This window comes from Micromonospora sp. NPDC051924, from assembly GCF_055586005.1.
In genome coordinates this window covers 24,044-51,043 of record NZ_JBVJJA010000020.1, presented here as the reverse complement: position 1 = coordinate 51,043, position 27,000 = coordinate 24,044, and the positions used below count along the sequence as shown (strand labels likewise).

Sequence of the window (27,000 nt, the reverse complement as noted above, 5' to 3'; positions counted from 1 at the left end):
ATGCATGACAAAACGGGCGAATCGGTAGGTCGGTTGATCGAGGAGTTCCTGACCGACCGGGCCACCCGCAAGCCCTCCCCCCACACCCTGGCCGCCTACCGGCGGGATCTGACCAGCATCGGGACGCTCACCGGACCGGACGACACCACTCCCCTCCCCCTCGACCAGGTGCCGGTCACCGCCCTCTCCCCCCGGTCCATGCGCACGGCGTTCGCCCGGTTCGCCGCTCCCCGTGCCGCCGCCTCCGTCCACCGTGCCTGGTCCACCTGGAACAGCTTCTTCACGTTCCTGGTCGCCGAGGGCATCGTGTCCGGGAACCCGATGCCGGCGGTGGGGCGACCCCGCGCGCCGCTCCCCCGCCCGAAGCCGCTGCGCGGCGAGGACACCCCGGAGGTGCTGCTCGCCGCGGTGGCTCGCGAGCAGGGCCGGCAGCGCGACCCGTGGCCGGAGCGGGACCTGGCCGTGCTGGCGCTGGCTCTGTGCGCCGGGTTGCGCCTGTCCGAGCTGCTGGCGCTGCGGGTGTCGTCGGTGACCGGCCGGGACGGCGAGCGGCGGGTCGACGTGGTCGGCAAGGGGGGCCGTTCCCGTACGGTGCCGATCGAGGCGGGGCTGGACCGGGTGGTCGTGGACTACCTGGACAGTCGTGGGCGGCGCTTCGGCGGGCGCAGCGTACGGCCCGACTCGCCGCTGCTGGTCGACCGGCACGGTGAGCCGCTGCGCCGGGGTGGCCTGCAGTATCTGGTGGAGTCGTGTTACCGGCGGGCGGGCATCGGTGACCGGGTGCCGAAGGGGGCGCGGCTGCACGCGTTGCGGCACACCTTCGCGACCCGGTTGGCGGAGGACGGGGCGAGCGCGGCGGAGATCATGCGGTTGCTGGGGCACGCGTCGTTGGCGTCGTCGCAGACGTACATCGAGGTGACGGCGGATCAGCAGCGGGCGGCGGCGGCGTCGAACCGGACCAACCGGGCGTTGGCCGGGCTGGTGGTCAGCGGTGGGGCAACCGGTTCGATCTGAGCAGTCGGAGGAGGCCGGCCCCGGCCAGGTAGGCGGCCAGTGCGAGCGGGGGGATGCCCAGCGGCTCGGGTGTGGACATGGGGACCGCGCTGTTGATCAGGAGGCCGAGGACCACCCCGGCGTAGCCGACGAGGGTGAGGGTGGTGCGGCGGCGGCCCGTCCGGCTTCCGTGCGGGTGGTCGGGGGTGGTCTTGCGCGGGTGAGTGCTGGCGCGGGTTTCGATCGGGCCGACGACGGCCAGTAGTCCGAGCATGATGATGGTGAGGCTCACCAGCCAGGGGATCCGCCAGGCCCACCAGGTTCCCGTGCCGACGGGTGGAGCGGGCAGCCAGTGCGCCGCGTTGAGCGCGGCGGTCAGGGGCAGCACGGCGCTGATGTGCCAGAGGAAGATGGTCAGGACGACGGCGTTCACTGCGATGACCGCGCGCCAGGGTCTGCGGCGGCGTAGCCATCGCTGCGCGGGCTGGTACAGGAGCAGGATGATGCCGAGTTGGAGGGTTGCCAGGGCGAGCAGCGCGAGGCTCGGCGGTGAGGAGTTGTCCAGTTGCCGCTCGCCGGGGGTGGTGAGCATGCTGACCGGGTACGGGCCGACGACGGTGAGCAGGAGCAGGGCGGCGAGACCCACGGTTGTCAGGGTGGCCGCGAGTGGCCGGCCGATCGGTAGCCGTCGGGTGAGGAGGCCGCGTCGTTCGCTGTCGGTGGTGGCGGTCGTGTCGTACCAGGCGAAGCCGATCTGGTGGATGGCCAGCCAGCCGAAGAGGAAGTTGCCTGCGGACAGTGGTCCGTGGCCGTGCAGGCGGCCGAGGTCGCCGGCGGCGACCAGCGCCACCAGCAGCAGGGGTACGAGGAGTCCGAGGTGGCGGTGTAGCGCGTACATCCAGGGGGTGAGGCCGACGACGGCGATGTAGGCGCAGAGGAACCACAGTGGGATGGTGGCGAACGCGACCGCTGTCCTGGTCTCGGTGGGGTCGCTGCCGAGCAGCCGGGCCAGCAGGCTGCCGGCGAGCAGGGTGGCGACGAGTACGGTGGTCGGGCGGATCAGCCGGGCGCTGCGGTCCAGCAGCCAGTCGGTGGCGGTGCCGCCGCGGGCCCGGGTGCGGGTGAGCGAGGCGGCGTTGGCGAAGCCGCCCACGAGGAAGAAGACGGGGATGACCTGGAAGAGCCAGGTCAGTGGGTGTGCCCACCGCAGTTCGGGGGTTGCCGAGTAGCCGGTGACGTGACCGGCGCGGTCGTAGGCGAGGACGGTGTCGGTCCAGTGGCCGTAGACCACGAGGATGATGGCGGCCGCCCGGAGCAGGTCGATGTACCGTTCTCGGCCGGCCGGCGTCCGGGTGGCGAGCTGACGCACGCGGTCCATGCCCCGCTCCTGTTCGTGCGTGTGGCGCGGTGTGGGGCTGCTGGTGCGGGTCGGGGCTTCATGTTCGCAGAGGCGGCGGGCGTTCGGTGGGGCTTTGTCCGACGGGAAGGGAGTCGTTTTCCGGATGCGGGTGGGTGACGCGCGGGCGGTGGCGGTGGACTGGGTGCGGGAGCGGGCCGGGCGGGATTCGGGGGTACGGGGGGCGTTCTTCAGCGGGTCGACGGTGGGGGTGCCGGACGATGCGGTGCTGCCGGCGTCGTCGGACGTGGATGTGCTGCTGGTGCGGGACGGCCCGGGCGGGAAGGTGGGCAAGTTCCGGCATCGGGGGGTGTTGTTGGAGGTCAGTGCGGTCACCTGGGAGGAGCTGGGTGGGCCGTGGGACGTGCTCGGGTCGTGGGTGTTCGCGCCGTTCTTCCGTACCGACACGCTGATCGTGGATCCGACGGGGCGGCTGGCGGCGATCCGGGAGCGGGTGTCGGCGGGGTACGCGGATCCGGTGTGGGTGCGGCGGCGTTGTGCGGGGGTGCGCCGGCGGATCGAGGCGGGGTTGAGCCGGTTGGACGGGGACGCGCCGCTGCACGAGCAGGTGCTGGGGTGGGTGTTTCCGACGTCGGTGCTGGCGTTGTTGCCGGTGGTGGCGGGGGTGCGGGATCCGACGGTGCGGCGGCGGTACGTGCGGGCCCGGGAGGTGCTGGCCGGGTACGGGATGGCCGACCGGTATCCGGGGTTGCTGGCGACGTTGGACGGCGGTGGGGTGGGTCCGGAGCGGGTGCGGGAGCATCTGGCCGGGCTGGCGGTGACGTTCGACGAGACGGCGCGGGTGGCGCGTACCCGGTTTCCGTTCAGTGCGGACGTCACGGCGGCGGGCCGGCCGGTGGTGGTGGACGGCGCGGCGGAGCTGGTCGGGGCGGGCGCGCACCGGGAGGCGATGTTCTGGATCGTGGTGACGTACGCGCGGTGTCACGCGATCCTGGCGGCGGACGCCCCCGATCGGGAGCGGGTGTTGCGGCCGGCGTTCGAGGCGGTGGTGGCGGATCTGGGGGTGGCGTCGGCGGCGGATCGGCGGCGCCGGGCGGATGCCCTGTTGGCGGCGCTGCCGGGGTGGCAGGCGGTGGCGGATGCGATCGCGGCGCGTGGTGTGGCAGGCTGAGGCGGACGCGACTGGCGGCACGGGGATGGCAGCAACCATCGGGGAGCTTCGTCGTGGAGGTCGACCGCCTGGGCCTCCGCGGGCGAGGTGTGGCATGTCTTCTTCGGGTACGACGGCTCGGTTGCTGCCCGGCGGTCCGGTGGCGCAGCAGGTGCTGGCGGAGGTCGCTGATCAGGTGACGGCGCTGCGCGCGGCGGGGGTGACGCCGGCGTTGGCGACGGTGCTGGTGGGTGACGACGACGCGAGCGCCGGGTACATCCGGATCAAGCAGCGGCAGGCGGCGGAGCTGGGGTTCGACTCGCCGCACGTGCACCTGCCGGCGTCGGCGTCGCAGGCGGACCTGCACGCGGTGCTGGAGGATTTCAACGCCGACAAGGGTGTGCACGGGGTGCTGGTGCAGTATCCGATTCCCGGGCATCTGGACTATGACCGGGCCCTGGCGGTGCTGGACCCGGACAAGGACGTCGACGGCATGCACCCGGTGAACATGGGCCGGTTGGCGTTGGGGCTGCCCGGTCCCCTGCCCTGCACGCCGGCGGGGATCGAGGCGTTGTTGGCGTTCCACGGGGTGCCGGTGGCCGGCCGGGGGGTGGTGATCCTCGGTCGGGGTGCGACGCTGGGCCGGCCGTTGGCGATGTTGCTGGCGCAGAAGCGGCCGACGGCGAACGCGGCGGTGACGGTGGTGCACACCGGGGTGGCGGACTGGCCGCGGTACACCCGGCGGGCGGAGATCCTGGTGGCGGCGGCGGGGGTGCCGGGGATCGTGCAGCCGGAGCACGTGCGGCCGGGCGCGGTGGTGGTCGGCGGTGGGGTGCGGTACGAGGGGCGGCGGTTGCTGCCGGACGTGGACGAGCGGTGTGCCGAGGTGGCGGGGGCGATCACGCCGCGGGTCGGTGGGGTCGGTCCGACGACGGTGGCGATGTTGTTCCGCAATGCGGTGCGGGCGGCGCAGCGGGCGGTCGGGTTGGGCTGAGCGCGGTTACCCGGTGGTGACGGGGCGGCCCAGCCAGGTGGAGAGCCAGTCGAAGGCGGGTGCCTCGACGGCCCGCCAGGTGGACGGGTTGTGGCCGCCCCCGTCGACGTAGCTGGTGGTGAGGGAGATGGGCGGGCGGGCGAGTCGGCTGAGGGCGCGGGTGTCGCGTAGCGCGTTGCGGTCGGCGCGGCCGCAGGACAGGTAGAGGGCGACGGCGGGGCGGGGCAGGTGCTGCAGCCGCCAGATGTCGTTGTTGAGGGTGTGTTCGGTGCCGTCGCCGATGGTGAGGCCGGGTTCGGCGTAGCCGGAGAGGCTGGCGGCGGCGGCGTACCGGTCGGGGTGGCGCAGCAGCAGGTTGGTGGCGCAGTAGCCGCCGGCGGACAGGCCGGTCAGGCCCCAGGCGTTGCGGTCGGCGCGCAGCCGCAGGTGGCTGCTGGCCCAGGCGGGCACGTCGACGGTGAGGAACGTTTCGCTCTGCGGGCCGTGGGTGAGGTTGACGCATTCGGTGTCGATCATGGTGTTGGGTGTCTGGTACGGGAACAGCACGACGGTGGGGGCCATCCGGCCGGCGGCGATCTCCCGGTCGAGGTGGCCGGGGGCGTCGAGCAGTTGCAGCCAGCCGGCGGGTGAGCCGGGGTAGCCGTGCAGCGCCTCGATGACGGGGAACCGCTGCTGGGGGTGGGTGTCGTAGGCGGCCGGCAGGTAGACGTACATGGGCAGGTTGAGGCCGCTGGCGGTGCCGGGGACGGTGACGGTGACGACCCGGCCGCCGTGGTGTCCGTCGGCGGCGGTGGTGGCGGTGGCGGCGTCGGGCCGGCCGAACAGGTCGGCCCAGGTGGTGTAGGTGGCGCTCTGCCGGTTGACCCAGGTCAGTGCGACCGCGGCGGCGGTGGTGAGGCAGAGCAGTCCGGCGGCGGCGCGGACGGTGTGCCGCCGCCAGCCGTGCCGGGTGTCCCAGGTGGCGGCGAGGAGCACGGCGGCGGTGACGGCGAGCGCGACCGCGGTGAGTTCAGCGGGAAGGCTGTCGGGTGACACGGGCGCCTGCCGTCGAGGGTGGGATGGCCGGTGGGTGGGGGTGCGGGTGCCGGGACCGCTGCGGGGGTGGGATCAGCGGGGCGGGGGCCGCCAGGGGGGCCGGGGTCTGCTGGCAGGCCCACCGCAGGGCGGCGGGCAGGCCCCGGTCGGGGCCGGCGGCGAGGCGGACGGGGTTGCTGGCGGTGGCCGTGGGGGCGGTGACGGCGAGGGCTTCCCCGGTGGGTAGGCCGGCGAGGGCGGCGGGTCCGAGGGTGGGCGGGGTGCGGAGGGTGGCGTCGTCGACCAGGGCCAGGGCCGGGTAGCGGTCGGGCGCGGTGTGCACGACCGCGTCGGCGAGGGCCCGCCGCCGGGTGGTGGCGACCAGGGCCCAGGTGTGGCCGGTGACGCGCAGGTCGCGGGTGAGGCTCAGGGGTACGGCGCCGGCGAGGACGCCGGGGTCGACGGTGGCGGCGGGTCGGGTGAACACGAGTACGGCGGGGCCGGCGGTGGCGGCGGCGCGGGTGGCGTCGGCTTCTTCGGCGGGGGTCCACCGGTCGTCGTCGCCGACGACCAGGACGGCCGGGTACCGCCAGCCGGGGTGGCGCAGGTAGCCGGCGGGCACCGCCACGGTGGGTGGGGTGTTCAGGTGCCAGTTCTGCCAGCCGGTGGGGCGCCAGTCGAAGGTGATCGGGGTGTCGGGGCCGGGGGCCCGGTGGGTGAGCCAGCGGTCGAGCTGTCCGGGCCGGTCGTCGTGGCCGGTGGTGGTGTTCCCGCCGGCGGGCAGCAGGTCGTGCCAGGAGGTGTAGAACTGCTCGTGCCGGTTGACGGCCAGGCCGACGGTGAGCAGCACGAGCAGTTCGGTGAGCAGGACGGCGGTGGGGCGCAGCAGCAGCCGGGCCCGGCGTACCCGGCGCCAGCCGTGTGCGGTGGCGCACGCGGCGGTGATGGTGGCGGTGGTGGCCAGGGCGAGCAGCGGTATGCCGGTGAGCGACACCTCGTGCCTCCCGTCGTCGCACCATCGTTATCACGGGCGCCGCTGCGGCCGGTGGGGAACGCCCGACCGGGGCACGGCGAGGCTGATTCTGATCCGCGCGGCTGTGCGGCGCCCGGGGGGCGGCTGGGAGTGCGCTGAAGAATGCTCAGCCGAGGTTGACGACCAGCGGCCGGTGGTCGGAGATGACCGACAGTGGGGTGTCGACGGCGGTGACGGGGGGTAGCCGGTCGAGGCCCTGCCGGTCGGCGAGGACGTGGTCGAGCTGGACCCGGGGTTGCCCGGCCGGGTAGGTGGGGCGGCGGCCCAGGGGCGTCCAGCGGGACAGCAGCCTGGCGGGGCCGGCGGGCAGGTTCAGGTCGCCGAGCAGGATGCGGGGGGCGGGCAGCGCGCGCAGGGCGCGGACCACGCGGCGTAGCTGCAGGATGTTCCAGCCGGGCACGAACGACAGGTGGGTGGCGGCGACGGTCAGCGGGCCGTGCGGGGTGTCCAGCACGGCGGCGAGCACGACGCGGGGTTCGTCGCGCAGCAGCACCAGTCCCCCGCCGGGGCCGGGCACGTAGATCGGGGATCGGACGGGGGCCGGGCGCAGGCGGATGACCTGCCAGGAGCGGACCGGATAGCGGCTGACCAGGCCGACGCCGTAGAGGGGTTCGCCGTGCCCGTCGTCGTCGTGGGTGAGCGGGCGGAACTGTTCGCCGGGGGTGCCGACGACGGCGGCGGCGAAGCGGTGTTCGGGGGCGCCGAGGGCGCGGGCGGCGATGGCGGTGAGGTCGAGGTTTCCGCTGCGCGACTGGTCCCGGTCGACCTCCTGCAGGGCCAGCACGTCGGCGTCGAGCGCGGCGACGGCGGCGGCGAGCCGGTCGGGGTCGACGAGCCCGTCGGTGAGGGAGCGGCCGTGCAGCAGGTTGAAGGTGGCCAGGCGCACCTGCACACCCTACGTCCGCATGGCAGGCTTGCCGGGTGCTCAAGGCGTTGGTCTGTTCGGTGCTGGTTTTCGTGGCGGTGGCCTCGGCGGGCCTGTGGTTGCGGCGGCGCCGGGGGCGCTGAGCGGCGGTGAGCCTGGCCACAGGCGGTCTCGTCGGGGCGGTGGTGGTGGGAAGAATGGCCGCCCGTGGATCCTGTCTCGCTGACCACCCTGTTGACCGCGGCGGCCATGGCGGGCTGGGTGGACGCCGTGGTCGGTGGTGGTGGGCTGTTGCTGTTGCCGGCGCTGTTGGTGGCCGCGCCGGGGGTGCCGGTGGCCACGGCGTTGGGCACGAACAAGCTGGCCGCGATCTTCGGCACGTCGACGGCGGCGCTGACGTACGCCCGGCGCACGAAGCTGGACTGGGCGGTGGCGGGTCCGTCGGCGGGTCTGGCGGTGCTGACGGCCGGGGTGGGCGCGGCGTTGGCGGGGGCGGTGCCGGCGGGCGCGTACCGGCCGGTGGTGCTGGTGGTGCTGCTGTCGGTGGCGGTGTTCGTGTTGACTCGGCCGCGGCTGGGTGTGCTGTCCCTGCCGGAGCGGCGGACGCCGGCGCGGGCGGTGGCGGTCGTCGCGGTGGCCGGTCTGGGCATCGCCCTGTACGACGGGCTGATCGGCCCGGGCACCGGCACGTTCCTGGTGTTGGCGTTCACCACGCTGGTGGGGGCGGACTTCGTGCATGCCTCGGCGATGGCGAAGGTGGTCAACGCGGGCACGAACCTGGGTGCGCTGGTGGTGTTCGCGGCGACCGGGCACGTGTGGTGGCTGCTGGGCGCGGCGATGGCGGTGTGCAACGTCGCCGGAGCCGCGCTGGGCGCGCGGATGGCGCTGCGGCGCGGCTCCGGCTTCGTGCGGGTGGTGCTGCTGGTCGTGGTGCTGGCCCTGGTGGGCAAGCTGGGCTACGACCAGTGGATGGCGGCCTGACCCGGCCGGGTCAGGCGTGCCGGACGACGTCGTCGTAGTCCAGGCGGGGCAGCCGGGGGAACCAGGCGTCCGGGCCGGGCTTGCCGATGTTGACCACGAGCAGGGACTTCCAGCTGGTGTCGGCGAAGAACTCCTTGTCGAGGCCGTCGGCGTCGAAGCCGCCCATCGGGCCGGCGGCCAGGCCGGCGGCGCGGACGGCCAGCAGCCAGTAGCCGATCTGCAGGGTGGCGTTGAACCGGGCCATCCCCTCCCGGGCGACGGCGTCGGCGGCGAAGCTGTCGCGCATCTCCGGGCGGATCGGGAAGACCCGCGGGATGAACTCGTGGAAGTCGGTGTCCGCGGCGAGGACGGCGACGACGGGCGCGGACGCGGTCTTGGCCTGGTTGCCCTCGCTCATGTGGGTCAGCAGCCGCTCGCGGGCCTGCCCGGGCCGGACGAACAGCACCCGCAGCGGCTGCGTGTTGGCGGCCGTCGGCGGGTACTTGGCCAGTTCGAAGATGGCGCGCAGCTGCTCGTCGCTGACCGGCTCGTCGGTGAAGGTGTTCGCGGTGCGGGCGTCGGTGAACAGCTGGGCCTGCGCCTCGGGATGCAGGCTGATGAAATCGCTCATATCGGCTCCTTGCTCCAGGCTCGCTCCTCCGACATCGGGAGGGGCTAGCTTTTTAGTAGTGCCTTCCGGGATGAGGGTAGCGCGTATCCTGGTGGGGTGACAGTCAGGCCGGAGGTGGGCGGCGAGCCCCGCATGTGCGACCAGGGGCTGGCCCGCGCCTTCGCCTTCCTCGGCAAGCGTTGGAACGGGGTGCTGCTGGGCACCCTCGCCACCGGGCCGGCCGGCTTCGCCGAGCTGGGCCGGGCGCTGCCCGGGATCAGCGAGTCGGTGCTGTCCGACCGGCTCGGCGAGCTGTGCCGCGTGGGCCTGGTCTCGCGCACCGTGCGGGAGGGCCCGCCGGTCGGGGTGAGCTACGAGCTCACCGAGCGCGGCGCCGCCCTGCTGCCGGCCCTGGACGCGCTCGGCCGCTGGGCGCACGAGAACCTGCCCGACCAGCCGGGACGCGCCGGCGGTTGCTGAGCACCGCTGTGTGATCATCTTCAGGTGCCCGTACGCGCCGAACACGACCGGGCCGTCCTGGCCGAGCTGCTGGGCCGGGACCCGGTGCTGCACGCCTACCAGCTCGGTGACCTGGACGACTTCTTCTGGCCGTACACCTCCTGGTACCGCCGCGAGGACCAGGTGGCCCTGCTCTACCACGGCGTCGAGCTGCCGACCCTGCTGGCGTTCGCCCCGCCGGAACGCACCGACGACCTGGCCGCGCTGCTGACCGAGGCGGCCCCGGTGCTGCCCGCCCGGCTGTGGGCGCACCTGTCCCCCGGCCTGGACGCCACCGTCGCCCGCTGGTACGAGCTGGCCGACGCCGCGCCACACCACCGGATGGCGTTGACCGACCCCGACCGGCTGGCCCGGGTCACCCCCGCCGGGCAGGTGCTCGACCGCGCCGACCTGCCGGCGCTGCACGCGCTCTACGCCGCCGCGTACCCGGGGAACTGGTTCGACCCGCGAATGCTCGACACCGGCCAGTACGTGGGCATCCGCGCCGACGGCGACCTGGTGGCCGTCGCCGGGGTGCACGTCTGGTCGCCCACCTGGCGGGTGGCCGCCCTGGGCAACGTCACCACCCACCCGGGGGCCCGGGGTCGGGGGTTGGCCGCCGCCGCGGTGGCCGCGCTCTGCGCCCGGCTGCGCGACACCGTCGACCACGTGACGCTCAACGTCCGGGCCGACAACACCGCCGCCGTACGCCTCTACGAGCGGCTCGGCTTCACCCGGGTCGCCGACTTCATCGAGTGCGGGCTGCACCGCCGCCGGTGACGGGCACCGACATCGTCGACTCCCCGCCGACACCAAGATCAGGCTGGTGCAGGTGCCGGGTGCGCAGTCCCGGGTCAAGGACGGCACCGGCGACATCGACTACAAGGTGACGCTGCGCGGCGACGCGGTGATCATGGGCGGGGGTGGCCGGCGCGTCCGGTCACCCCGGCGTGCGTCAGAGACCGCGGCTGGGCGAGTGGAACCGGCCGGCGCGGATCTCCCGCAGCGCCCGGCGGCGGGTCTCCCCGCGCAGCGTGTCGACGTAGAGGCGGCCGTGCAGGTGATCGGTCTCGTGCTGCAGGGCGCGGGCCAGGAAACCCCGGCCGGCGATGGTCAGCGGCTCGCCGTGCTGGTCGACGCCGTGCGCGGTGGCCTGCATCGCCCGGGCGGTCGGGAAGTACAGCCCCGGGATGGACAGGCAGCCCTCGTCGTCGTCCTGCAGTTCGTCGGACAGCTCCAGCGTCGGGTTGATCAGGTGGCCCCGGTGCCCGTCGGCGTCGTAGACGAACACCTGCGCGTTCACCCCGATCTGCGGCGCGGCCACCCCGGCCCGGCCGGGCGCGCCCAGCAGCGTGTCCATCAGGTCCTGCACGAGCGCGCGCAGTTCGGCGTCGAAGCTGGTCACCGGCTCGCAAGGAGTGCGCAGCACGGGGTCGCCGATGATCCGGATCGGGCGCATAGTCATGCCCGGAAGGCTAACCGGCCGTTACCCTCGCCGGTGCGCGCACCCGCCGGTCAGCCGGCCGGGGTTCCCGTCGCCCGTCCCGGGGCCAGGCCGGTGTCGGCGATCCGGTCGCGCAGCGGGCGGCGGCGCAGCGCCGCGAGGACCGCGTACAGCTCGTCGGCCAGGGGCACGGGCAGCTCGGCGTCGAGCCGGCGCATGGCGGTGGTGGTGGCCGCCCACTCGGCCTCGACGATCGGTCGCAGCGCGTGGGCCCGGTCGGTGAGGGTGACGATGCGTTGCCGGGCGTCGGCGCCGGGACTGAGGGTGACCAGGCCGGCGCGGCTCATCTGGGCGACGGTCTGGCTGGCTGCGGAGTGGGTGACGCCGACCCGGGCGGCGAGGTCGCGGATGGCCAGCGGCCCGCCGGCGAGCAGCACCCGGACCAGGGGCGAGAAGCGGGGCCGGTAGTCGGCCAGGTCGAGGTCGGCGTAGACGGCGGCGACGTCGCCGTCGAGCAGTTCCAGGACGTGGCGCAGCAGGGTGCCCAGGGCCTCACGGTCGGGGGTGGCGGTCACGTCCGCTAATGTAACAGCGCTGTTGTATCTGGTGTGTGGGAGGGGACCGGAATGTATCCACCGATCGAGCCGTACGCGCAGGGCCTGCTCGACGTCGGCGACGGCCAGCGGATCCACTGGGAGACCTGCGGCAACCCGGACGGCCGGCCCGCCCTGGTGGTGCACGGCGGCCCCGGCTCCGGCGCCACCCCGTCCTGGCGGCGGCTGTTCGACCCGGCCGCCTACCGGATCGTCCTGTTCGACCAGCGGGGCTGTGGCCGCAGCACCCCGCACGCCAGCGACCCGGCGGTGGACCTGTCGGTGAACACCACCGCGCACCTGCTGGCCGACATGGAACGGCTGCGCGAGCACCTGGGCATCGACCGGTGGCTGCTCTGCGGCGCCTCCTGGGGCTCCTCGCTGTCACTCGCGTACGCCCAGCGGCACCCGGACCGGGTCACCGCGCTGGTGCTGTTCAGCGTGGTCGCCAACACCCGCCGCGAGATCGACTGGGTGACCCGGGACATGGGGCGGGTCTTCCCGCAGGAGTGGGCCCGGTTCCGCGACGGCGTGCCCGAGGCCGACCGGGACGGCGACCTGCCCACCGCGTACGCCCGGCTGGTCAACGACCCGGACCCGCGCGTGCGGGAACAGGCCGAGATCGACTGGTGCGTCTGGGAGGACGTGCACGTCTCCCTCGCCGGCGGGTTCAAGCCCAGCCCCCGCTACGCCGACCCCGTGTTCCGGGCGGCCCTCGTCCGGATCGTCACCCACTACTGGAGCAACCTCGGGTTCATGCCGGACGGGCAGCTGCTGCGCGACGCCGGCAAGCTCGCCGGCATCCCCGGCGTGCTGGTGCAGGGCCGCCTCGACGTCAGCGGGCCGCCGGACATCGCCTGGCAGCTCACCCGGGACTGGCCGGACGCCCGCCTGGAGATCGTCGAGTCCGGCGGCCACGGCAGCGGCCACGGGGTCGGCGAGCGGGTGGTCGCCGCCCTGGACGCCTTCGCCCGCGCCTGACCCGGCTCACCGCCCGGCCCGCCAGGCCCCGGGCGAACATCCGTAGGCGGCCCGGAACGCGCGGCTGAAGTGGGCCTTGTCGGGGAAGCCCCAGCGGGCCGCGACAATCTGCACCGGCTCGTCGGCCAGCAGCGGGTCGCGCAGGTCCCGGCGGCAGCGCTCCAGCCGCCGGGACCGGATCAGCGCCGTGACGCTGGCCGACTCGTCGGCGAAGAGCCGGTGCAGCGTGCGCAGCGAGACGTGGTGGGCGGCGGCGACCGCCTGCGGGGTCAGGGCGCGATCCGCCAGGTGCAGGTCGACGAAGGCGCTGACCCGCTCGCGCAGCGCGCGCCGGCGTACCTCCGGCGGCAGGGCCGTCTCGGCGTCGAGGTGCTGGGCGAGGGTGGCGGCGATCAGGTCGACCACCACCGCGCCGAGCATCCCCGCGTCGCCCGGGTCGTACTGCTCGGGACAGGTGGCGATGCGCCGCACGTACTGGGCCAGCAGGATGCCCATGCCCCGGTCGGTGGGGATCCGGGCGGCCAGCACCCGGCGGACCCGGTCCGGGGGCAACGGCAGTTCCCGGTGCGGGATCTGCACGGTGATGGTGGCGGCCAGGCCGGGCCCGACCGTGGTGTGGGTGGCCACGTGCGGCCGGGAGGTGTCCAGGAAGGTGAACTCCGAGGCGCTCATCTGCGCCTCCCGGCGGTCCTGGCTCAGCGCGCTGCGCCCGGTGACGGGCAGCGCCAGCTGGTAGAGGTCGGCCTCGGTGCGGCGGATCAGCCGGGCCGGGCGGGTGGAGTTCAGCGACGGGTAGCGCAGGGCGGTCAGCCGCACCCGGCCCAGCTCGATGGCGCGGGCGTACGCGACGAAGTCGTCCAGGTGGGCGCTGCTGATGTGCGCGGGCGCGGTCTCCTGCGCCACGAGCTGGTGCCAGAACGCGAACCGGTCGGACGGGGGCAGCAGCGTGGTGTCCACCATGTGGTTGACCAGCATCGGTCCCCTGCCACCTCCAACCCGTCCATGATCACGCCGATTGTGGCAGAAGCCTCGCGTTCAGCCGGCGGCGAGCAGGGCGCGCACCGGGGCGGCCTTGGCGGCGGCCTCGGCGACCTCGGCGGCCGGGTCACTGCCCCAGGTGATGCCGCCACCGGCCCACAGGTGCAGCCGCTCGGCGTCGGCCGCCGCGGTGCGGATGGTCAGGCCCAGGTCGAGCCGACCCGGGCCGACCCAACCCAGCGCGCCCATGCTGGCGCCCCGGCCGACCGGCTCCAGCGCGGCGATCCGCGCCAGCGCGGCCAGCTTCGGCGCGCCGGTCACCGAGCCGCCCGGGCAGACCGCGCGCAGCAGCGCCGCCAGGCCCAGCCCGTCGGCGGGCGCCGCGGACACCGTCGACTCCGCCTGCCACAGGTCACACCACCGGCGTACGGCGAACAGGTCGTCGACCCGCACGGAGCCGGTGCGGGCCACCCGGGCCAGGTCGTTGCGTTCCAGGTCCACGATCATCACGTGCTCGGCGCGTTCCTTGGCGGAGGCGAGCAGCTCGCGCCGTCCGGTCCCGGTGGCCGGCCGGGTGCCCTTGATCGGCCGGGTGACCAGGCGGCCGTCCTCGAGGGCGATCAGGGTTTCCGGGGAGGCGCAGCCGATCGCCCAGCCGAGCCCGGCGAGGGTGCCGCCGTAGCGGGCGCCGGGCAGGGCGGCCAGGCGGGCCAGGGCGGGCAGCGGGTCCCCCGTGTACGGGGCGGCGGCGTGGCCGACCAGGTTGACCTGGTAGACGTCGCCGCGGCCGATGGCGGCGCGGACCGCCTCCACGGCGTCGGCGTGCGCGCGGGGCGTCCAGCTGTCCCGCCAGTCCCCCAGCCACCACCCGCCCGCAACGGGGTCGGCGGGTGGCGTGGCCGGCCGGTCGGCGTGGCCGTAGACGACGACCACCAGGTCGGGCAGGGCCGGCACCGGGCTGGCCGCGCCGGGTGACCCGCCGGCGGTGCGCGCGCCGGCGGCGGCGGACAGATACACGGCGGCGCCGCACACGCCGTCGCGATCGTGGCCGGCGGGTCGGGACACGTCCCGCAGGTCGATGCCGTGCTCGGCCAGGAACTCCTCGGCGAGGGCGGCCGGGTCGCCGCCGTCGGCGGGCCACCACTGCAGGCGGGCCCGTTCGGTGAGTCGGTCCCGGCATTCGGCGGGTGCCGCGGGGATGTCGATGAATCTCATTGGGAGCGCTTCCACGCCGTCTGGTCCGTTCTTGCTCATCCGTTCAGCCGATTCTGGGTGAACAAGCCGCAACCTTGCTCGATGACGCGCGGTTTCGCTTGGTACTGTGCGTCACTGGTCATGTGAACCATGACACAGTGCCCCCACAGTCCGGAGAACCCGATGTGCCAGCACCTACCCACCTGCCCCTCCGCTGAGGCGACGGACCGAGAAGCCGCCCGTGTCATCGCCTGCTTTCGTGAGCAGGGGTGGAGCCTGCTCTGCAACGGTGTGATCGTTTTCGAGGACACCGGAGAACTACTCCCCGACGGCAGCAGCATCGCCCCGCACCGCGGCCCCGCCCGACACGCCCTCGTCGCCTGATTTCACCACGCTGCGTAACCGCAGCGTGCGTCGTCGACCCAGGCCGGTCCCCACCGGCGGGGGCACTCTTCCCAGGTCGACGACGCGCCGGGGCGGCCCGACAACCGCCCCGGCACCCGCCACCTTCAGTTCTCGAACGCCTCCGGCGCGGGGCACGAGCAGACCAGGTTCCGGTCGCCGTACGCGCCGTCGATCCGCCGCACCGGCGGCCAGTACTTCCCCGCCCGGTCCACCCCGGCCGGGTACGCCCCCACCGACCGCGGATACGCGTGCGGCCACTCGTCGCCCGACACCATCGCCGCGGTGTGCGGGGCGTTCGCCAGGGGGTTGTCGCCGCCCGGCCACTCCCCCGAGCCCACCCTGTCGATCTCCGCCCGGATGGCGATCATCGCGTCGCAGAACCGGTCCAGCTCGGCCAGGTCCTCGCTCTCCGTCGGCTCCACCATCAGCGTCCCCGCCACCGGGAACGACATCGTCGGCGCGTGGAAGCCGTAGTCGATCAGCCGCTTGGCCACGTCGTCGACGCTCACCCCGGTCGCCTTGGTCAGCGGCCGCAGGTCCAGGATGCACTCGTGCGCCACCAGGCCCTTGTTGCCGGCGTACAGCACCGGGAAGTGCTGCCGCAGCCGCGCCGCCACGTAGTTCGCCGCCAGCACCGCCACCCCGGTCGCCCGGGCCAGCCCGTCCGCCCCCATCATCCGCAGGTACGCCCACGGGATCGGCAGGATCCCCGCCGACCCGTACCGGGCCGCCGAGATCGCCGGCCCCCCGTCGGCGCGCGCCCCGGCCGGGTCCCCGGGCAGGAACGGCGCCAGGTGCGCCCGCACCGCCACCGGACCCACGCCGGGGCCGCCGCCGCCGTGCGGGATGCAGAACGTCTTGTGCAGGTTGAGGTGCGACACGTCCGCCCCGAACCTGCCGGGCTTGGCGAACCCGACCAGCGCGTTGAGGTTCGCCCCGTCGACGTACACCTGGCCGCCGGCGTCGTGGACCTTCGCGCACAGCTGCGCGATGCCGGTCTCGTACACGCCGTGCGTGGACGGGTAGGTCACCATGATCGCCGCGAGGGTGTCGCGGTGCTTGTCGATCTTCGCGTCGAGGTCGACCAGGTCGACGTTGCCGTCCGCGTCGCAGCCGACCACGACCACCCGCATGCCGGCCATCACCGCCGACGCGGCGTTGGTGCCGTGCGCCGACGACGGGATCAGGCACACGTCCCGGTGCCCCTCGCCGCGCTGCCGGTGGTAGGCGCGGATCGCCAGCAGGCCGGCCAGTTCGCCCTGAGAGCCGGCGTTGGGCTGCACGCTGACCGCGTCGTAGCCGGTCACCTCGGCCAGCCAGCCCTCCAGCTGGCCGATCAGCTCCCGGTACCCGGCGGTCTGCGTCTCGGGGGCGAACGGGTGCAGGTGCGCGAACTCGGGCCAGGTGATCGCCTCCATCTCGGTGGTGGCGTTGAGCTTCATCGTGCACGACCCGAGCGGGATCATGCCCCGGTCCAGGGCGTAGTCGAAGTCGGCCAGCCGGCGCAGGTAGCGCAGCATCGCCGTCTCGGAGTGGTGGGTGCGGAACACCGCGTGGGTGAGGAAGTCGGACGTGCGGGCCAGCCCGGCCGGCAACGCCCCGTCCACCTCGCCGTCGACGCCGTCGACGCCGAACGCCGCCCACACCGCCGCCAGGTGCGCCTCGGTGGTGGTCTCATCGCAGGAGACGCCCACCCGGTCGGCGTCGACCAGCCGCAGGTTCACGTTGCGCTCGGCCGCGGCGGCCACCACGTCGGCGGCCCGCCCCGGCACAGTCGCGGTGACGGTGTCGAAGAACGCGACGTCCGCGACCCGCACGCCGCCGGCGCGCAGCCCGGCCGCGAGCCGCGCCGCCATGCCGTGGGTACGCCGGGCGATCGCCCGCAGCCCGTCCGCACCGTGGTAGACCGCGTACATGCCGGCCATCACGGCCAGCAGCACCTGCGCGGTGCAGATGTTGCTGGTCGCCTTCTCCCGCCGGATGTGCTGCTCGCGGGTCTGCAACGCCAGCCGGTAGGCCGGGTTGCCGTCGGCGTCCTTGGACACCCCGACCAGCCGGCCGGGCAGCATCCGCTCCAGACCGGAGCGGACCGCCAGGTAGCCGGCGTGCGGGCCGCCGAAGCCCATCGGCACGCCGAACCGCTGGGTGGTGCCGGCGGCGATGTCCGCGCCGATCTCGCCGGGCGGGCGCAGCAGGGTCAGCGCCAGCAGGTCCGCCGCCACGGTCACCAGCGCCCCGGCCGCGTGCGCCGCCTCGACCAGGCCGGAGTGCTCGCACACCGCCCCGGACGCGCCCGGGTACTGCAGGTGCAGGCCGAAGAACTCACCCGGCAGCTCGTCGGAGTCCAGGTCGAGCACCCGCACGTCGATGCCGAGCGGCTCGGCCCGGCTGGTGATCACCGCGATGGTCTGCGGCAGGGTGTCCGCGTCGACGACGTACACGGGGCTCTTGCTCCTGCCGGCGCGGCGGGCGAGGGTCATCGCCTCGGCCGCGGCGGTGCCCTCGTCGAGCATCGAGGCGTTCGCGGTGGCCAGCCCGGTCAGGTCGGTGACCATGGTCTGGAAGTTCAGCAGCGCCTCCAGCCGCCCCTGGCTGATCTCCGGCTGGTACGGCGTGTACGCGGTGTACCAGGCCGGGTTCTCCAGCACGTTGCGGCGGATCACGCCGGGAGTGTGAGTGCCGTGGTAGCCCAGCCCGATCATGGAGACGGCGACGGTGTTGCGGGCGGCCAGGGCGCGCAACTCCGCCAGGGCCTCCCGCTCGCCGGCCGGGGCGGGCAGGTCGAGAGTGCCGTGCCAGCGGATCACCTCAGGGATCGCGGCGTCCATCAGCTCGTCGATCGAGCTGTAGCCGACGGCCTCCAGCATGCGGCGTTCGTCGTCGGGGCCGGGACCGATGTGCCGGTCGGCGAACTGCTCTGCGGTCATGCGCGGCGCTCCTTGTGGGGGCGAGGTCGACAAAGCGGCCTCCCCCTGAGTCACGCACGAAGCGCTCCACAGCGCCTGCCCACGCGGTCCTTTTGCCTGAGAGGTTCCGGGGAGGAATCTGCCCCTTCGGCGCCGTCCGGGGTGTTCCCGGGCGGTCTCTCCCGCGTGGGTGGTACCGGCATGGTCAACGCTACCAGCGACCGTGTTTCCGGCTCATGTCCTACCCCGCCCGGCGACGGCTACACCGCGGCCGGCTGCACCCCCGCCGGGGCGGCGCCGGCGTCCACCGGCGGCGCGGACGACCCGGCGGCGACCCGGTCGGCCAGGGCCGTCAGCACCGGGCCCAGCGGCGCGTCCAGGGTGAGGGCGGCGTGCCCGTCGCCGCGAGTGGGGCCCTGGTTGACGATCGCCACCGGGATGCCGCGCTTCGCCGCGCGGATCACGAACCGGCGACCCGACATGACGGTGAGGGACGAACCGAGCACCAGCAGCGCCCGGGCCCGCTCGACCAGGGCGAAACAGTCGGCGACGCGGGGCGCGGGCACGGTCTCGCCGAAGAACACCACGTCCGGTTTGAGCATGCCGGTGCCGCAGATGCCGCAGTCGACCGTGTGGAAGCGGGCCACCGCCTCGTCGGGCAGGTCGACGTCGCCGTCCGGGTTGACGTGCCCGACGTGCGCGTCGAAGCCCGGGTTGGCCTCGCTCAGCCGCCGGTCCAACTCCTCCCGCGAGGTGAGGTTGCCGCAGTCCAGGCAGGTCACCTCGTCGAGGCGGCCGTGCAGCTCGATCACCCCGGCGGCCCCGGCGGCGCTGTGCAGCCCGTCGACGTTCTGCGTGATGATCCCGCCGAGCAGGCCGTCGCGCTGCAGCCGCGCCACCGCCCGATGCCCGGCGTTGGGGGCGGCCCGGGCGATCATCCGCCACCCCAGGTGGCTGCGCGCCCAGTAGCGCCGCCGGGCGTCCGGGTCACGGGTGAACGCCTGGTACGTCATCGGGGTGTGCCGGCGGGCCGCGCCGCTGGGCCCCCGGTAGTCGGGGATGCCCGACTCGGTGGACAGCCCGGCGCCGCTGAGCACCACCACATCCCCGGCGGCGACCAGCCGGGTCAACGCGTCGAACGTCTCCGTCACCCGTCCATGCTGCCTCAACCCCCGCCCGCCGCCCAGCCTGCCGAGCTCGCCGTCGACGGACCCCGGCGGCGGTGCGGGACGGCCCGGACGGCGGTCCGCCGCTCGCCCGGCGGGCGGGCCGCCGCGCCGCTACGTTGAGGGCATGCGAGTCGTCATCGCCGGAGGCCACGGGAAGATCGCCAAGCTGCTGGAACGGGAACTCGCCGGGCGCGGCGACACCGCCGTCGGGTTGATCCGCAACCCTGAGCACGCGGCCGCGCTGCGCGCCGCCGGCGCCGAACCGGTCGTGTGCGACCTGGAACACGCCGACGTCGACACCGTCGCCGGGCACGTGGCCGGCGCCGACGCGGTGGTGTTCGCCGCCGGCGCCGGTCCAGGCAGCGGCGCCGTCCGCAAGGACACCGTCGACCGGGCCGCCGCCGTGCTGCTCGCCGACGCCGCGCAGACCGCCGGGGTGCGCCGCTACCTGCTGGTCTCCTCGATGGGCGTGGACGCCCCGCCCGCGCCCGGCAGCGACGAGGTGTGGGCGGCGTACCTGCGGGCGAAGAAGGCCGCCGAACAGGACGTCACCGGCCGGGACCTCGAGGTGACGGTGCTGCGGCCCGGCCGGCTCACCGACGACGAACCCGTCGGCCGGATCACCCTCGACCGGCACGCGCCCGCCGGGCCGGTGACGCGCGCCGACGTGGCCCGGGTGCTGCTGGCCCTGCTGTACGCGCCGGACACCGCCGGGCTGACCCTGGAACTGGTCGGCGGGGAAACCCCGATCGCCGACGCCGTCGCGGCCGTCACCGCCCGTTGACCGATCGGCCCGCCGGTTGAATGCCGACGGGCCGACCGCCGGTGGTCAGCGCTGGTGGCGCGGCAACGCCGCCTGCTGCGGGCCGGCCCCGACCGGCGCCACCTCCCGGGCGATCCGCTCCATCGTGGCCGCCAACTGCTCGCTGCCGTCGTCCAGGTGCCGCGCCGCCGCCCGCATGTGCGAGATCATCATCTCGCCGAAGATCCGCAGCGCCTCCCGCGTGGCCACCGAGTCGTCGAAGTTCGCGCCGGCGGTGCTGCGGTACTGCGCCACCGCCCGCTCGGCCTCCTGCTTCGCCTCCTCCGCCGCGGCCCGCATGTAGCTCTCGTACTGCATCTGGGCGTACTCGGCGACCCGCCGCGCGTAGTCGTGCGCCTGGGCGATGATCTGCTCCGCCTCCCGCTGCGCCGCCGACAGCAGGTTGACCTCCTTGGCCGCCGGCAGCGTCGCGGACGCGTCGGTGCTCGGGATCACCCCGTGCCGGTGCAGCTCCAGATGATCCTGCAGCCGCTCGGTCTCCGCCCGCAGGTTGGCGATCTGCGTGGCCAGCAGGTCCAGCTCGTCGGCCACCTGCAGCTTGAACCGGTCCACGTCGGCGTGGTCGTAGCCGCGCCGGGCGAACGACGCGCTGCCGAACTCCCACCGGCGGACCCGATCCGCGGTCAGGCGCACCTGCGCGCCGCCGGAGAACTGTCCACCCTCGTACCTGCTGATCGGGGTCGCGCTCACCGGACACCTCCGGATTCGTCAGGGGCGGTCGCGGTCCGCCAGGCCGGCCCGTACCAGTGCTTGCCGAAACCCTCGTGGTGCAGCTGACCGGCGTGGTAACCGGCCCCGGTCAGCGCCGCCACCGAGTGGCTCACCATCTCGTCGGAACCACACACGTACACGTGCCGGGACCGCCAGTCCCCGTCCGCGAGGGCCCGGTCCGCCACGTGCACGAACTCGCCGGGGCTCAGCGGATCCGCCCCGACCACCTGCGTCACCGTCAACCACGGGTACGACGCGGCCAGCTTGTCGATCGCGTCGTTGTCGTAGAACTCCATCCGGGACCGGGCGGCCACATACAGGTCCACCCGGCGCCCCGCGCCCTCGGCCGCGACCTGCTCGACGAGCGCCTTCACCGGCGCCCAACCGGTGCCGCCGGCCAGCAGCAGCAGGTCCGACGACCCGGCCGGCCACAACGTCAACCGGTCACCCACCGGCGAGGCCAGATGGATCTGGTCACCCACCGAACACCCGTACACCAGCCGCGACGACACCACGCCACCCGGCGTCGCCCGCACATGCAGCTCCAGAGTCCCGTCCGGACGGGGCGCGTTCGCCGGCGAGTAGTACCGCCACGACCGCACCGCCGGATGCGACACCCCGATCGACTGGCCGGGCGTGAACGGCAGCAGATACTGCGGCCGCAGCGTCAGCACCGCCACGTCGAACGTCCGCCGCTCGTGCCCGAGGATCTCGGCCACCCACCACGGCGGGGACATCGACTCCGCGGACTCCGCCGCCTCGACCATCACCTGCGAGACCAGCCCGTACGCGCCCGTCCAGTCCGCGGCCAGCTCCTCGGTCCACTCCTCGGCGAGGAAATGCCGCAACGTGGCCACGAGCGCCTCACCGACCGCCGGGTAGTGCTCGGAGCGCACCGCAAACTTGCGGTGGTCGGCGCCGAGTTCCTGCAGGAACCCCATCAGCCGGTCCACCTGGTCGACATGGGAAACGATGTGCCCCAACGCGCTCACCAGGCGGTCCCGCTGACCGGCCATGTTCGTGGGGAACATCTGCCGCGTCTCCGGATACGCCAGGAACAGCGTCGAGTAGAAATAGAGCGGCACCTGGTCGCCGTGCGCGGCGACCAGGGACCAGCTCCGCTTGAGCCGTGCCGCGTCCACGCTCAGGCGTTCCCCACCGACACGACCTGGTCCTTCACCTGGCCCAGCACCACCTGCACGTCGGCGATGATGTCCGCCGGCACGCCCAACTCGGACAGCGTCGCGGTCAGGTGCTCACCGACCTTCGCGTAGTGCGCCAGCGGGATGTTCAGCGGCTGGTGCGCCTCGGCCAGCCCACGGCCCGCGTACTCGTTCGGGCCGCCGAGCACCACGGCCAGCATCAGCGCGAGGTGGCGACGCTGCTCGGGCATGTTCACGTCCGTGAAGTAACCGGCCAGCTCCGGGTCGGCCAGCACCTTCTCGTAGAACAGCTCCACCGCCGCCTTCACCGCCGCGGCGCCGCCGATCCGCTCGTAGTGCGAAACCGGGATGGTCTCTTCCGTCACCGTCATGGTCGTTTCCTTCCGGAGAGGGGTACGCGGCCGGGACCGCGGAGGGGCAACGGCAGCCGGCGCGCGCCGCACGGCGGTCCGCAGGACGGCCACGCGCAAGCGACCGTGTGGGACCATAGCGTGCCCGCCCGAACGGGTCACCCCTGCCCTGTCCCATTCCCGACAACCGTCAGCTACGGACAGTCAACATCCGGGGCGACCTCGGTCGCGTCCCGCGCTCATGCCGCGACCCTGCGTGAAAGCACCGCCGCGGCCGACCCCACACCCGGTCCTTTTCGGACACCCGCGGCCCCGTCGCCCGCCGCACCCGTCACCTGCGGACACACCCCCGGCCCGGCACCGGCCTCGCGGCGCCATCGGCGGCGCCCTCCAACCACCGCGCCGCCGGGGAGCAAGAGACACACCCAGTAACCAAAAAAGTGGACCGCGGCCTGCCCCTTTCGGCGCGTCGCGGTCCACGGAACGGACGACAGACGGATCAACCGGCCCGGCGGCGCGCCCGACGCACCGCCAGCTCGTCCCCCACCGACTCCGCCGCCTCGACCGACTCCGCGGCCGGCGGCGCCGGCTCCTGCCCACCCACCGGCTCCGCCGGCAGATGCGACAGCGAACCCTGGATCTCCTTGAACGCGCCACCGATCGCGATGCCGAACACCCCCTGGCCGCCCTGCAACAGGTCGACCACCTCCTCCGGCGACCGGCACTCGTACACCGACGTCCCATCGGAGATCAACGTGATGCGCGCCAGGTCCTCCACCCCACGCGACCGCAACGCCTCGATCGCCTTGCGGATGTTCTGCAACGACACCCCGGCGTCCAGCAGCCGCTTCACGACCTTCAACACCACCAGGTCGCGGAAGGAGTACAGCCGGGACGTCCCCGACCCCGACGCGTCCCGCACACTCGGCACCACCAGACCCGTCCGGGCCCAGTAGTCCAACTGCCGATAGCTGATGCCCACCGCCGAGCAGGCGGTCACACCCCGGTAGCCCACCTCGCCGTCACCGACCGGCTCTGGCCCCACACCGGGCTGCTGCTGTTCCGAACTCGGACCAGGATCTCGCGGCTCGTGCATCCGGACAACCTCCCCGCCCGTGCGGTGACACGTCGTCTCCCCGTACGTGCACCCCTCGACAACGGCAACCCTATAGCGGGCCCGAGGACTTACCGAGCAGGAAGCACCACGACACGCCGCGCACCCACCAGGAAGATCACCAACACCGGCCCGCCGCCACCCACCGGGACAGCCGCCGCCGCACCCACCGGGCCCACCGACCCGGCACCGCCACTCAGCCCGCGAAGTCCTCCGGACGCACCTGGTCCAGGAACTCCCGGAACTTCTCCACCTCGTCCTCCTGCTCGTCCGGGATCACGATCCCCGCCTCACTGAGGACCTGCTCGGCACAACGAATCGGAGCCCCCACCCGCAACGCCAGCGCGATGGAATCGCTCGGCCGCGCCGACACCCGAACCCCGTCACCGATCAACAGATCGGCGTAGAAGACGTTCTCCTTCAGCTCGGTGATCTCCACCGCCCGCAACGGCGCCTGCAGCGCCGCCAACACGTCCCGCAACAGATCATGCGTCAACGGCCGCGCCGGCTTGACCCCCTGCTGCTCGTAGGCGATCGCCGTCGCCTCGACCGCGCCGATCCAGATCGGCAGATAGCGGTCCCCCTCAACCTCCCGCAGCAGGACGATCGGCTGGTTGCTGGGCAACTCCACCCGAACTCCGACCACGCTCAGCTCGCGCACCGCCGCCTCCGTGTCGTCGTCGCCTAACGCACCGCGCCCTTCCCTGCACGGTACACGGACCGCGACACGAGAGTCCCATGCGCTACGTGCCCCACGCCCCGCCGGAAAGGGGTTACCCCGGCAAGCCTACGACACGCTTCCCGCGACAGATCTTTCCGCGCCCACCGACGGCAAAGGGCCGGGCGCCCCCACGACACCCGGCCCCACACACCTCAACGACCCAACGTCGACCGCAGCCCCACCCGCACCAGAGCCGCGTGCAACTGCTGGGACAACGCCACCAACTCCCGCGCCGTCTCCGCCGCCCGGGCTCGCGCCGCCGGATCACTCTGCCGCGCCAACGGAGCCACCAACTGCGCGAACAGACCGACCTCCCGATCCGCCGCCGTCCGGTACCCCCGCAGATGCCGCGGCTCCAACCCGTACGCCGCCAACCCCGCCACCGCCCGCGCGATGATCAACGCATCCGCGTCATACCACCCCGGCGGATCGGAGACCAGCACACCGAGCCGCTCCAACTCCACCAACGTCGACTCGGCGAGCCCGCTCCGGGCCAGCAGATCCGCCCGACCCAGCCGCGCCTCCGACGACTCGGCGGACTCCTCCACCTCCCGACCCGGCACCTCACCACCGGGACCCACCGCCACCAACGCCGGCCGCTGCCGCCCCGGCGCCGGACCCGACGCGTCCCACTCCGCCAACTGGTCACGGATCACCCGCAACGGCAGATACTGGTCCCGCTGCGCGGTCAACACGAACCGCAACCGCGCCACATCGTCCCAGCTGTACTTCCGATAACCCGCCGGCGTCCGCTGCGGCTCCACCAGGCCCTCGGCCTCCAGAAACCGCAACTTCGAGATCGTGACGTCCGGGAACTCCACCCGCAGCTGCGCCAACACCTCACCGATACTCATCAGCGGTGTGGAACGCGCCGCCCCGGGCGGCGTCGAAGCCGCAGGCTCGTTCACCCCCGGCCGGCCTCCTCCGGACGCGGACCGGCGATGAACACCACCCGGAACTTGCCGATCTGCACCTCGTCACCATTGCTCAACGTGGCCGCCTCGACCCGCTCCCGGTTCACATACGTACCGTTCAGGCTGCCCACGTCCCGCACCGTGAACGTGCCACCATCCCGGTGGAACTCGGCGTGCCGCCGGGAAACCGTCACGTCATCGAGGAAAATGTCACTGTCCGGGTGCCGCCCACTCGTCGTCACATCGTGGTCCAACAGGAACCGGGCACCCGCATTCGGACCCCGACGAACCACCAGCAGCGCCATACCCGGCGGCAACGAACCGGACATCCGGCTCGGCACCACATCGGTGTCCGGCCCCTCCAGCACTTCGTCGAGCGAACCGAGATTGAGCGTCGAAGTGACGTCGAGTGGGGGGAACTCGTCGTCTGGCCGCGTCATGGGGACCACCTCACGGATCTGTTTCGGTCGGCGTCGGGGTAATGGCGGGTCTGGCCGCCGGGCAGACACACACCCGGCGGCTGGCTCCCCGTGCCCGGGAAGGCGCATTCCACAACGCTCAACTATTGGGTTCTCGGTCGACTGGGCGAGCCTAGCCAGCGCCGAAATGCAGGGCAACCGGACGCGCGGAGACAGCACCCCCGCCGCCCGGAACGACAAACTCAGCTCTCAGTGAGCTCGCGGTACGCACCAGCGGTCAACAGACCCTCGACCGCCGCCGGATCATCCGGGGTGATCTCCAACAACCACCCCGCACCGTACGGATCCGTATTGATCACCTCAGGAGCGTCGGACAACGCCTCGTTCCGCGCCGCCACCGTCCCACTGACCGGCGCGTAGATCTCCGACACGCTCTTGGTCGACTCGATCTCACCCAGCGGCTCACCCGCCGCCACCACCGCACCCTCGTCCGGCAACTGCACGAACACAATGTCACCCAGGGCGTCCTGCGCGAAGTGCGTGATACCGACCCGGACGGCACCGCCGTCACCACCGGTCACCCACTCGTGCTCGGCGGTGTACCGCAGATCCTCAGGAATCACCAGCTGCGTCCTTCATCCATCGGTGCACCGGCGGGAAACCGGCGCGGCCGCGGCCGGTCAGGAGACCGGTCGGGCGTGATCCAGCTTGATCGGCGCGTGCAGCTGCGAAACCTCCACAGCCTCACGATCCTCGGGCGTCACGTTACCGCCGGCATCCCGCACCGACGCGACCACCCCGCCAGGAATGTTCAACGCCGTACGCATCGTCGCCGGATCCCCGATCACCGTGATCGTGTACGGACCCGTCAACCGCCGCCCGTCCACCACCAGACCACCACCACCGGCGTCCACGAAATACGTCGACGCGATGATCCGCACCGCCGTCCCGTCCGACCCGGAGATCTGCATCGCCTCCGCGCCCGCGCCCCGCAACTCCTGCACCGCGTCCAGGATCCGCGCCGACGAGATCGCCTTGTCCGGACCCTCGAACCGCACCACCAGACCCGGACCCACCGCCGGCAACGTACCCGCCAGGATCCCCAGCTCGTCCGCCCGCCGCGTCGCCTCGTCCAGCGCCGCCTGGCGACCCTGCGCACCCGAACGCAACTGACGCTGGCTCTCCTGCAACGCCTCGATGTCCTGCCGCAGCCGCCGCTCCCGCGCATCCAGATCCGACGAGATCCGCACCAGGTCCTCCTCCCGCGTCGCCGCGAGAGTCGGATCCGTCGACGTCGTCTTCAACTGCACCACCAGGGTGAACCCCAGTAGCGCCAGCAACACCGCGATCATCGCCCCGGCCGACGTCCACCGCCGCGCCGCCGGCGGCTTCGCCCCCGCCTCGGGCCCGTCACCCGCCGACTCCTCCACCGGCGGCACATCCACCTCCGGCTCCACCGGCTCACCCTCGGCCGGCTCCACCGGCTCGGGCTCGGGCTCGGCCGGCGCCAACGGGCTCAACTCGTCCGGATCGGGCGCGTCCGGGCGCGGATCCGGTACACCCGCCGGACCCGTCGGCCGCCCCGGCCCCGCTGGCGCCGGCCAACCCGTCCCCGTCTCCCTGTGCTCCTCGCTCATCGCC

The 27,000-nt window shown here is 73.4% G+C and carries 29 protein-coding genes and 2 riboswitches; of the genes, 9 read left to right on the top strand and 20 right to left on the bottom strand.

Translation table 11 applies throughout. The features are described from left to right. Window positions 1-1,014 (top strand): tyrosine-type recombinase/integrase, encoded by a 1,014-nt coding sequence (locus ACZ6S5_RS17715; RefSeq protein WP_466001590.1) that lies wholly within the window; start codon window positions 1-3, stop codon window positions 1,012-1,014. On the opposite strand, the gene ACZ6S5_RS17710 is transcribed toward ACZ6S5_RS17715, so the two are convergent. Further along, the gene (locus ACZ6S5_RS17710; protein ID WP_466001588.1) at window positions 986-2,371 is read right to left on the bottom strand and encodes an acyltransferase family protein; all 1,386 of its coding nucleotides are present in this window, start codon (window positions 2,369-2,371) and stop codon (window positions 986-988) included. The genes ACZ6S5_RS17715 and ACZ6S5_RS17710 overlap by 29 nt on opposite strands. A 124-nt stretch (window positions 2,372-2,495) precedes the next feature. Between ACZ6S5_RS17710 and ACZ6S5_RS17705 the strand changes: the two genes are divergently transcribed. Continuing rightward, window positions 2,496-3,521, top strand: a complete 1,026-nt coding sequence (locus tag ACZ6S5_RS17705) for a hypothetical protein (RefSeq protein ID WP_466001586.1) — start codon at window positions 2,496-2,498, stop codon at window positions 3,519-3,521. Further along, window positions 3,519-3,602, top strand: a riboswitch (ZMP/ZTP riboswitch). It overlaps the preceding gene by 3 nt. 13 nt (window positions 3,603-3,615) lie before the next feature. After that, window positions 3,616-4,494, top strand: a complete 879-nt coding sequence (locus tag ACZ6S5_RS17700; RefSeq protein ID WP_466001584.1) for a bifunctional 5,10-methylenetetrahydrofolate dehydrogenase/5,10-methenyltetrahydrofolate cyclohydrolase — start codon at window positions 3,616-3,618, stop codon at window positions 4,492-4,494. Between the two features lie 6 nt (window positions 4,495-4,500). Here the strand turns inward: ACZ6S5_RS17700 and ACZ6S5_RS17695 are convergent, their stop codons facing one another. The 3 genes from ACZ6S5_RS17695 to ACZ6S5_RS17685 all read right to left on the bottom strand — a co-directional run bounded on the left by ACZ6S5_RS17695 (window position 4,501) and on the right by ACZ6S5_RS17685 (window position 7,427). Beyond that, window positions 4,501-5,529: an alpha/beta hydrolase gene (locus ACZ6S5_RS17695; protein WP_466001582.1), complete on the bottom strand. Its 1,029-nt coding sequence runs from the start codon at window positions 5,527-5,529 to the stop codon at window positions 4,501-4,503. Continuing rightward, on the bottom strand, window positions 5,504-6,502 hold the full coding sequence (locus ACZ6S5_RS17690; RefSeq protein WP_466001580.1) for a hypothetical protein: 999 nt from the start codon (window positions 6,500-6,502) through the stop codon (window positions 5,504-5,506). Before ACZ6S5_RS17690 ends, ACZ6S5_RS17695 begins: the two co-directional genes overlap by 26 nt. 145 nt (window positions 6,503-6,647) lie before the next feature. Continuing rightward, on the bottom strand, window positions 6,648-7,427 hold the full coding sequence (locus ACZ6S5_RS17685) for an endonuclease/exonuclease/phosphatase family protein (protein ID WP_466001578.1): 780 nt from the start codon (window positions 7,425-7,427) through the stop codon (window positions 6,648-6,650). Window positions 7,428-7,613: 186 nt separating this feature from the next. Here ACZ6S5_RS17685 and ACZ6S5_RS17680 point away from each other — a divergent pair, with 186 nt between their 5' ends. Continuing rightward, window positions 7,614-8,387: a sulfite exporter TauE/SafE family protein gene (locus tag ACZ6S5_RS17680; protein ID WP_466001576.1), complete on the top strand. Its 774-nt coding sequence runs from the start codon at window positions 7,614-7,616 to the stop codon at window positions 8,385-8,387. A gap of 10 nt (window positions 8,388-8,397) precedes the next feature. Here ACZ6S5_RS17680 and ACZ6S5_RS17675 read toward each other — a convergent pair whose 3' ends face one another. Further along, complete coding sequence (locus tag ACZ6S5_RS17675) at window positions 8,398-8,997, bottom strand: malonic semialdehyde reductase (protein WP_466001575.1); 600 nt, start codon at window positions 8,995-8,997, stop codon at window positions 8,398-8,400. Window positions 8,998-9,093: 96 nt separating this feature from the next. On the opposite strand from ACZ6S5_RS17675, the gene ACZ6S5_RS17670 reads away from it, so the two are divergent. Further along, complete coding sequence (locus tag ACZ6S5_RS17670) at window positions 9,094-9,456, top strand: winged helix-turn-helix transcriptional regulator (RefSeq protein WP_466001574.1); 363 nt, start codon at window positions 9,094-9,096, stop codon at window positions 9,454-9,456. A 24-nt stretch (window positions 9,457-9,480) separates the two neighbouring features. Beyond that, the gene (locus ACZ6S5_RS17665) at window positions 9,481-10,254 is read left to right on the top strand and encodes a GNAT family N-acetyltransferase (protein ID WP_466001573.1); all 774 of its coding nucleotides are present in this window, start codon (window positions 9,481-9,483) and stop codon (window positions 10,252-10,254) included. Window positions 10,255-10,429: 175 nt separating this feature from the next. On the opposite strand, the gene def is transcribed toward ACZ6S5_RS17665, so the two are convergent. Continuing rightward, window positions 10,430-10,939, bottom strand: coding sequence for a peptide deformylase (gene def / locus ACZ6S5_RS17660; protein WP_466001572.1), 510 nt, complete (start codon window positions 10,937-10,939; stop codon window positions 10,430-10,432). A gap of 50 nt (window positions 10,940-10,989) precedes the next feature. Next, the gene (locus tag ACZ6S5_RS17655) at window positions 10,990-11,493 is read right to left on the bottom strand and encodes a MarR family winged helix-turn-helix transcriptional regulator (protein ID WP_466001571.1); all 504 of its coding nucleotides are present in this window, start codon (window positions 11,491-11,493) and stop codon (window positions 10,990-10,992) included. A gap of 51 nt (window positions 11,494-11,544) precedes the next feature. On the opposite strand from ACZ6S5_RS17655, the gene pip reads away from it, so the two are divergent. Next, window positions 11,545-12,492 (top strand): prolyl aminopeptidase, encoded by a 948-nt coding sequence (pip, locus tag ACZ6S5_RS17650; protein ID WP_466001570.1) that lies wholly within the window; start codon window positions 11,545-11,547, stop codon window positions 12,490-12,492. Window positions 12,493-12,498: 6 nt separating this feature from the next. Here the strand turns inward: pip and ACZ6S5_RS17645 are convergent, their stop codons facing one another. Then, window positions 12,499-13,467, bottom strand: coding sequence for an AraC-like ligand-binding domain-containing protein (locus ACZ6S5_RS17645; RefSeq protein ID WP_466001569.1), 969 nt, complete (start codon window positions 13,465-13,467; stop codon window positions 12,499-12,501). Between the two features lie 60 nt (window positions 13,468-13,527). Then, a complete protein-coding gene (locus ACZ6S5_RS17640; RefSeq protein ID WP_466001568.1) occupies window positions 13,528-14,724 on the bottom strand; it encodes a chorismate-binding protein in 1,197 nt (398 codons plus the stop codon). Between the two features lie 123 nt (window positions 14,725-14,847). On the opposite strand from ACZ6S5_RS17640, the gene ACZ6S5_RS17635 reads away from it, so the two are divergent. Further along, window positions 14,848-15,048 carry a DUF5999 family protein gene (locus ACZ6S5_RS17635; protein WP_466001566.1) on the top strand — a complete coding sequence of 67 codons (201 nt, stop codon included), beginning with the start codon at window positions 14,848-14,850 and terminating at the stop codon, window positions 15,046-15,048. A 125-nt stretch (window positions 15,049-15,173) separates the two neighbouring features. Here ACZ6S5_RS17635 and gcvP read toward each other — a convergent pair whose 3' ends face one another. Further along, complete coding sequence (gcvP, locus tag ACZ6S5_RS17630; RefSeq protein WP_466001565.1) at window positions 15,174-17,996, bottom strand: aminomethyl-transferring glycine dehydrogenase; 2,823 nt, start codon at window positions 17,994-17,996, stop codon at window positions 15,174-15,176. A gap of 74 nt (window positions 17,997-18,070) precedes the next feature. Then, a riboswitch (glycine riboswitch) is annotated at window positions 18,071-18,170 on the bottom strand. A gap of 65 nt (window positions 18,171-18,235) precedes the next feature. Continuing rightward, window positions 18,236-19,126, bottom strand: a complete 891-nt coding sequence (locus tag ACZ6S5_RS17625) for an NAD-dependent protein deacetylase (RefSeq protein WP_466001563.1) — start codon at window positions 19,124-19,126, stop codon at window positions 18,236-18,238. A 142-nt stretch (window positions 19,127-19,268) separates the two neighbouring features. On the opposite strand from ACZ6S5_RS17625, the gene ACZ6S5_RS17620 reads away from it, so the two are divergent. Continuing rightward, entirely contained in the window at window positions 19,269-19,928 is a 660-nt protein-coding gene (locus ACZ6S5_RS17620) for an NAD(P)H-binding protein (RefSeq protein WP_466001561.1), read from the top strand. A gap of 45 nt (window positions 19,929-19,973) precedes the next feature. On the opposite strand, the gene ACZ6S5_RS17615 is transcribed toward ACZ6S5_RS17620, so the two are convergent. From ACZ6S5_RS17615 to ACZ6S5_RS17575, 9 genes are all read right to left on the bottom strand, one after another. Next, on the bottom strand, window positions 19,974-20,657 hold the full coding sequence (locus tag ACZ6S5_RS17615) for a DivIVA domain-containing protein (protein ID WP_466001559.1): 684 nt from the start codon (window positions 20,655-20,657) through the stop codon (window positions 19,974-19,976). Next, window positions 20,654-21,820 carry a globin domain-containing protein gene (locus ACZ6S5_RS17610; RefSeq protein ID WP_466001557.1) on the bottom strand — a complete coding sequence of 389 codons (1,167 nt, stop codon included), beginning with the start codon at window positions 21,818-21,820 and terminating at the stop codon, window positions 20,654-20,656. Before ACZ6S5_RS17610 ends, ACZ6S5_RS17615 begins: the two co-directional genes overlap by 4 nt. A gap of 2 nt (window positions 21,821-21,822) precedes the next feature. Continuing rightward, window positions 21,823-22,212: a group I truncated hemoglobin gene (locus ACZ6S5_RS17605; protein ID WP_466001555.1), complete on the bottom strand. Its 390-nt coding sequence runs from the start codon at window positions 22,210-22,212 to the stop codon at window positions 21,823-21,825. 478 nt (window positions 22,213-22,690) lie between these two features. Beyond that, window positions 22,691-23,287 (bottom strand): MerR family transcriptional regulator, encoded by a 597-nt coding sequence (locus ACZ6S5_RS17600; protein ID WP_466001554.1) that lies wholly within the window; start codon window positions 23,285-23,287, stop codon window positions 22,691-22,693. A 214-nt stretch (window positions 23,288-23,501) separates the two neighbouring features. Next, window positions 23,502-23,966 (bottom strand): bifunctional nuclease family protein, encoded by a 465-nt coding sequence (locus tag ACZ6S5_RS17595; RefSeq protein WP_320068752.1) that lies wholly within the window; start codon window positions 23,964-23,966, stop codon window positions 23,502-23,504. Between the two features lie 212 nt (window positions 23,967-24,178). Beyond that, window positions 24,179-24,880 (bottom strand): transcriptional regulator FtsR, encoded by a 702-nt coding sequence (gene ftsR / locus ACZ6S5_RS17590; RefSeq protein WP_466001551.1) that lies wholly within the window; start codon window positions 24,878-24,880, stop codon window positions 24,179-24,181. A 50-nt stretch (window positions 24,881-24,930) separates the two neighbouring features. Then, window positions 24,931-25,380 (bottom strand): oxoglutarate dehydrogenase inhibitor Odhl, encoded by a 450-nt coding sequence (odhI, locus tag ACZ6S5_RS17585; RefSeq protein WP_046570336.1) that lies wholly within the window; start codon window positions 25,378-25,380, stop codon window positions 24,931-24,933. 221 nt (window positions 25,381-25,601) lie between these two features. Further along, the gene (gene gcvH, locus ACZ6S5_RS17580) at window positions 25,602-25,982 is read right to left on the bottom strand and encodes a glycine cleavage system protein GcvH (RefSeq protein WP_466001549.1); all 381 of its coding nucleotides are present in this window, start codon (window positions 25,980-25,982) and stop codon (window positions 25,602-25,604) included. Between the two features lie 57 nt (window positions 25,983-26,039). After that, window positions 26,040-26,996 (bottom strand): DUF881 domain-containing protein, encoded by a 957-nt coding sequence (locus ACZ6S5_RS17575; protein WP_466001547.1) that lies wholly within the window; start codon window positions 26,994-26,996, stop codon window positions 26,040-26,042. Window positions 26,997-27,000 lie beyond the last annotated feature (4 nt).

Excerpts from the sequence above, each read along its gene's own strand:
- ACZ6S5_RS17715 (WP_466001590.1), top strand. The coding sequence starts at position 1 with ATGCATGACAAAACGGGCGAATCGGTAGGTCGGTTGATCGAGGAGTTC.
- gcvP (WP_466001565.1), bottom strand. The coding sequence starts at position 17,996 with ATGACCGCAGAGCAGTTCGCCGACCGGCACATCGGTCCCGGCCCCGAC.
- ACZ6S5_RS17700 (WP_466001584.1), top strand. The coding sequence starts at position 3,616 with ATGTCTTCTTCGGGTACGACGGCTCGGTTGCTGCCCGGCGGTCCGGTG.
- odhI (WP_046570336.1), bottom strand. The coding sequence starts at position 25,380 with ATGACGCGGCCAGACGACGAGTTCCCCCCACTCGACGTCACTTCGACG.
- ACZ6S5_RS17635 (WP_466001566.1), top strand. The coding sequence starts at position 14,848 with ATGTGCCAGCACCTACCCACCTGCCCCTCCGCTGAGGCGACGGACCGA.
- ftsR (WP_466001551.1), bottom strand. The coding sequence starts at position 24,880 with ATGAGTATCGGTGAGGTGTTGGCGCAGCTGCGGGTGGAGTTCCCGGAC.
- def (WP_466001572.1), bottom strand. The coding sequence starts at position 10,939 with ATGACTATGCGCCCGATCCGGATCATCGGCGACCCCGTGCTGCGCACT.
- ACZ6S5_RS17675 (WP_466001575.1), bottom strand. The coding sequence starts at position 8,997 with ATGAGCGATTTCATCAGCCTGCATCCCGAGGCGCAGGCCCAGCTGTTC.
- ACZ6S5_RS17710 (WP_466001588.1), bottom strand. The coding sequence starts at position 2,371 with ATGGACCGCGTGCGTCAGCTCGCCACCCGGACGCCGGCCGGCCGAGAA.
- ACZ6S5_RS17640 (WP_466001568.1), bottom strand. The coding sequence starts at position 14,724 with ATGAGCAAGAACGGACCAGACGGCGTGGAAGCGCTCCCAATGAGATTC.
- ACZ6S5_RS17605 (WP_466001555.1), bottom strand. The coding sequence starts at position 22,212 with ATGACGGTGACGGAAGAGACCATCCCGGTTTCGCACTACGAGCGGATC.
- pip (WP_466001570.1), top strand. The coding sequence starts at position 11,545 with ATGTATCCACCGATCGAGCCGTACGCGCAGGGCCTGCTCGACGTCGGC.
- ACZ6S5_RS17575 (WP_466001547.1), bottom strand. The coding sequence starts at position 26,996 with ATGAGCGAGGAGCACAGGGAGACGGGGACGGGTTGGCCGGCGCCAGCG.
- ACZ6S5_RS17705 (WP_466001586.1), top strand. The coding sequence starts at position 2,496 with ATGCGGGTGGGTGACGCGCGGGCGGTGGCGGTGGACTGGGTGCGGGAG.
- ACZ6S5_RS17620 (WP_466001561.1), top strand. The coding sequence starts at position 19,269 with ATGCGAGTCGTCATCGCCGGAGGCCACGGGAAGATCGCCAAGCTGCTG.
- ACZ6S5_RS17600 (WP_466001554.1), bottom strand. The coding sequence starts at position 23,287 with ATGCACGAGCCGCGAGATCCTGGTCCGAGTTCGGAACAGCAGCAGCCC.
- ACZ6S5_RS17645 (WP_466001569.1), bottom strand. The coding sequence starts at position 13,467 with ATGCTGGTCAACCACATGGTGGACACCACGCTGCTGCCCCCGTCCGAC.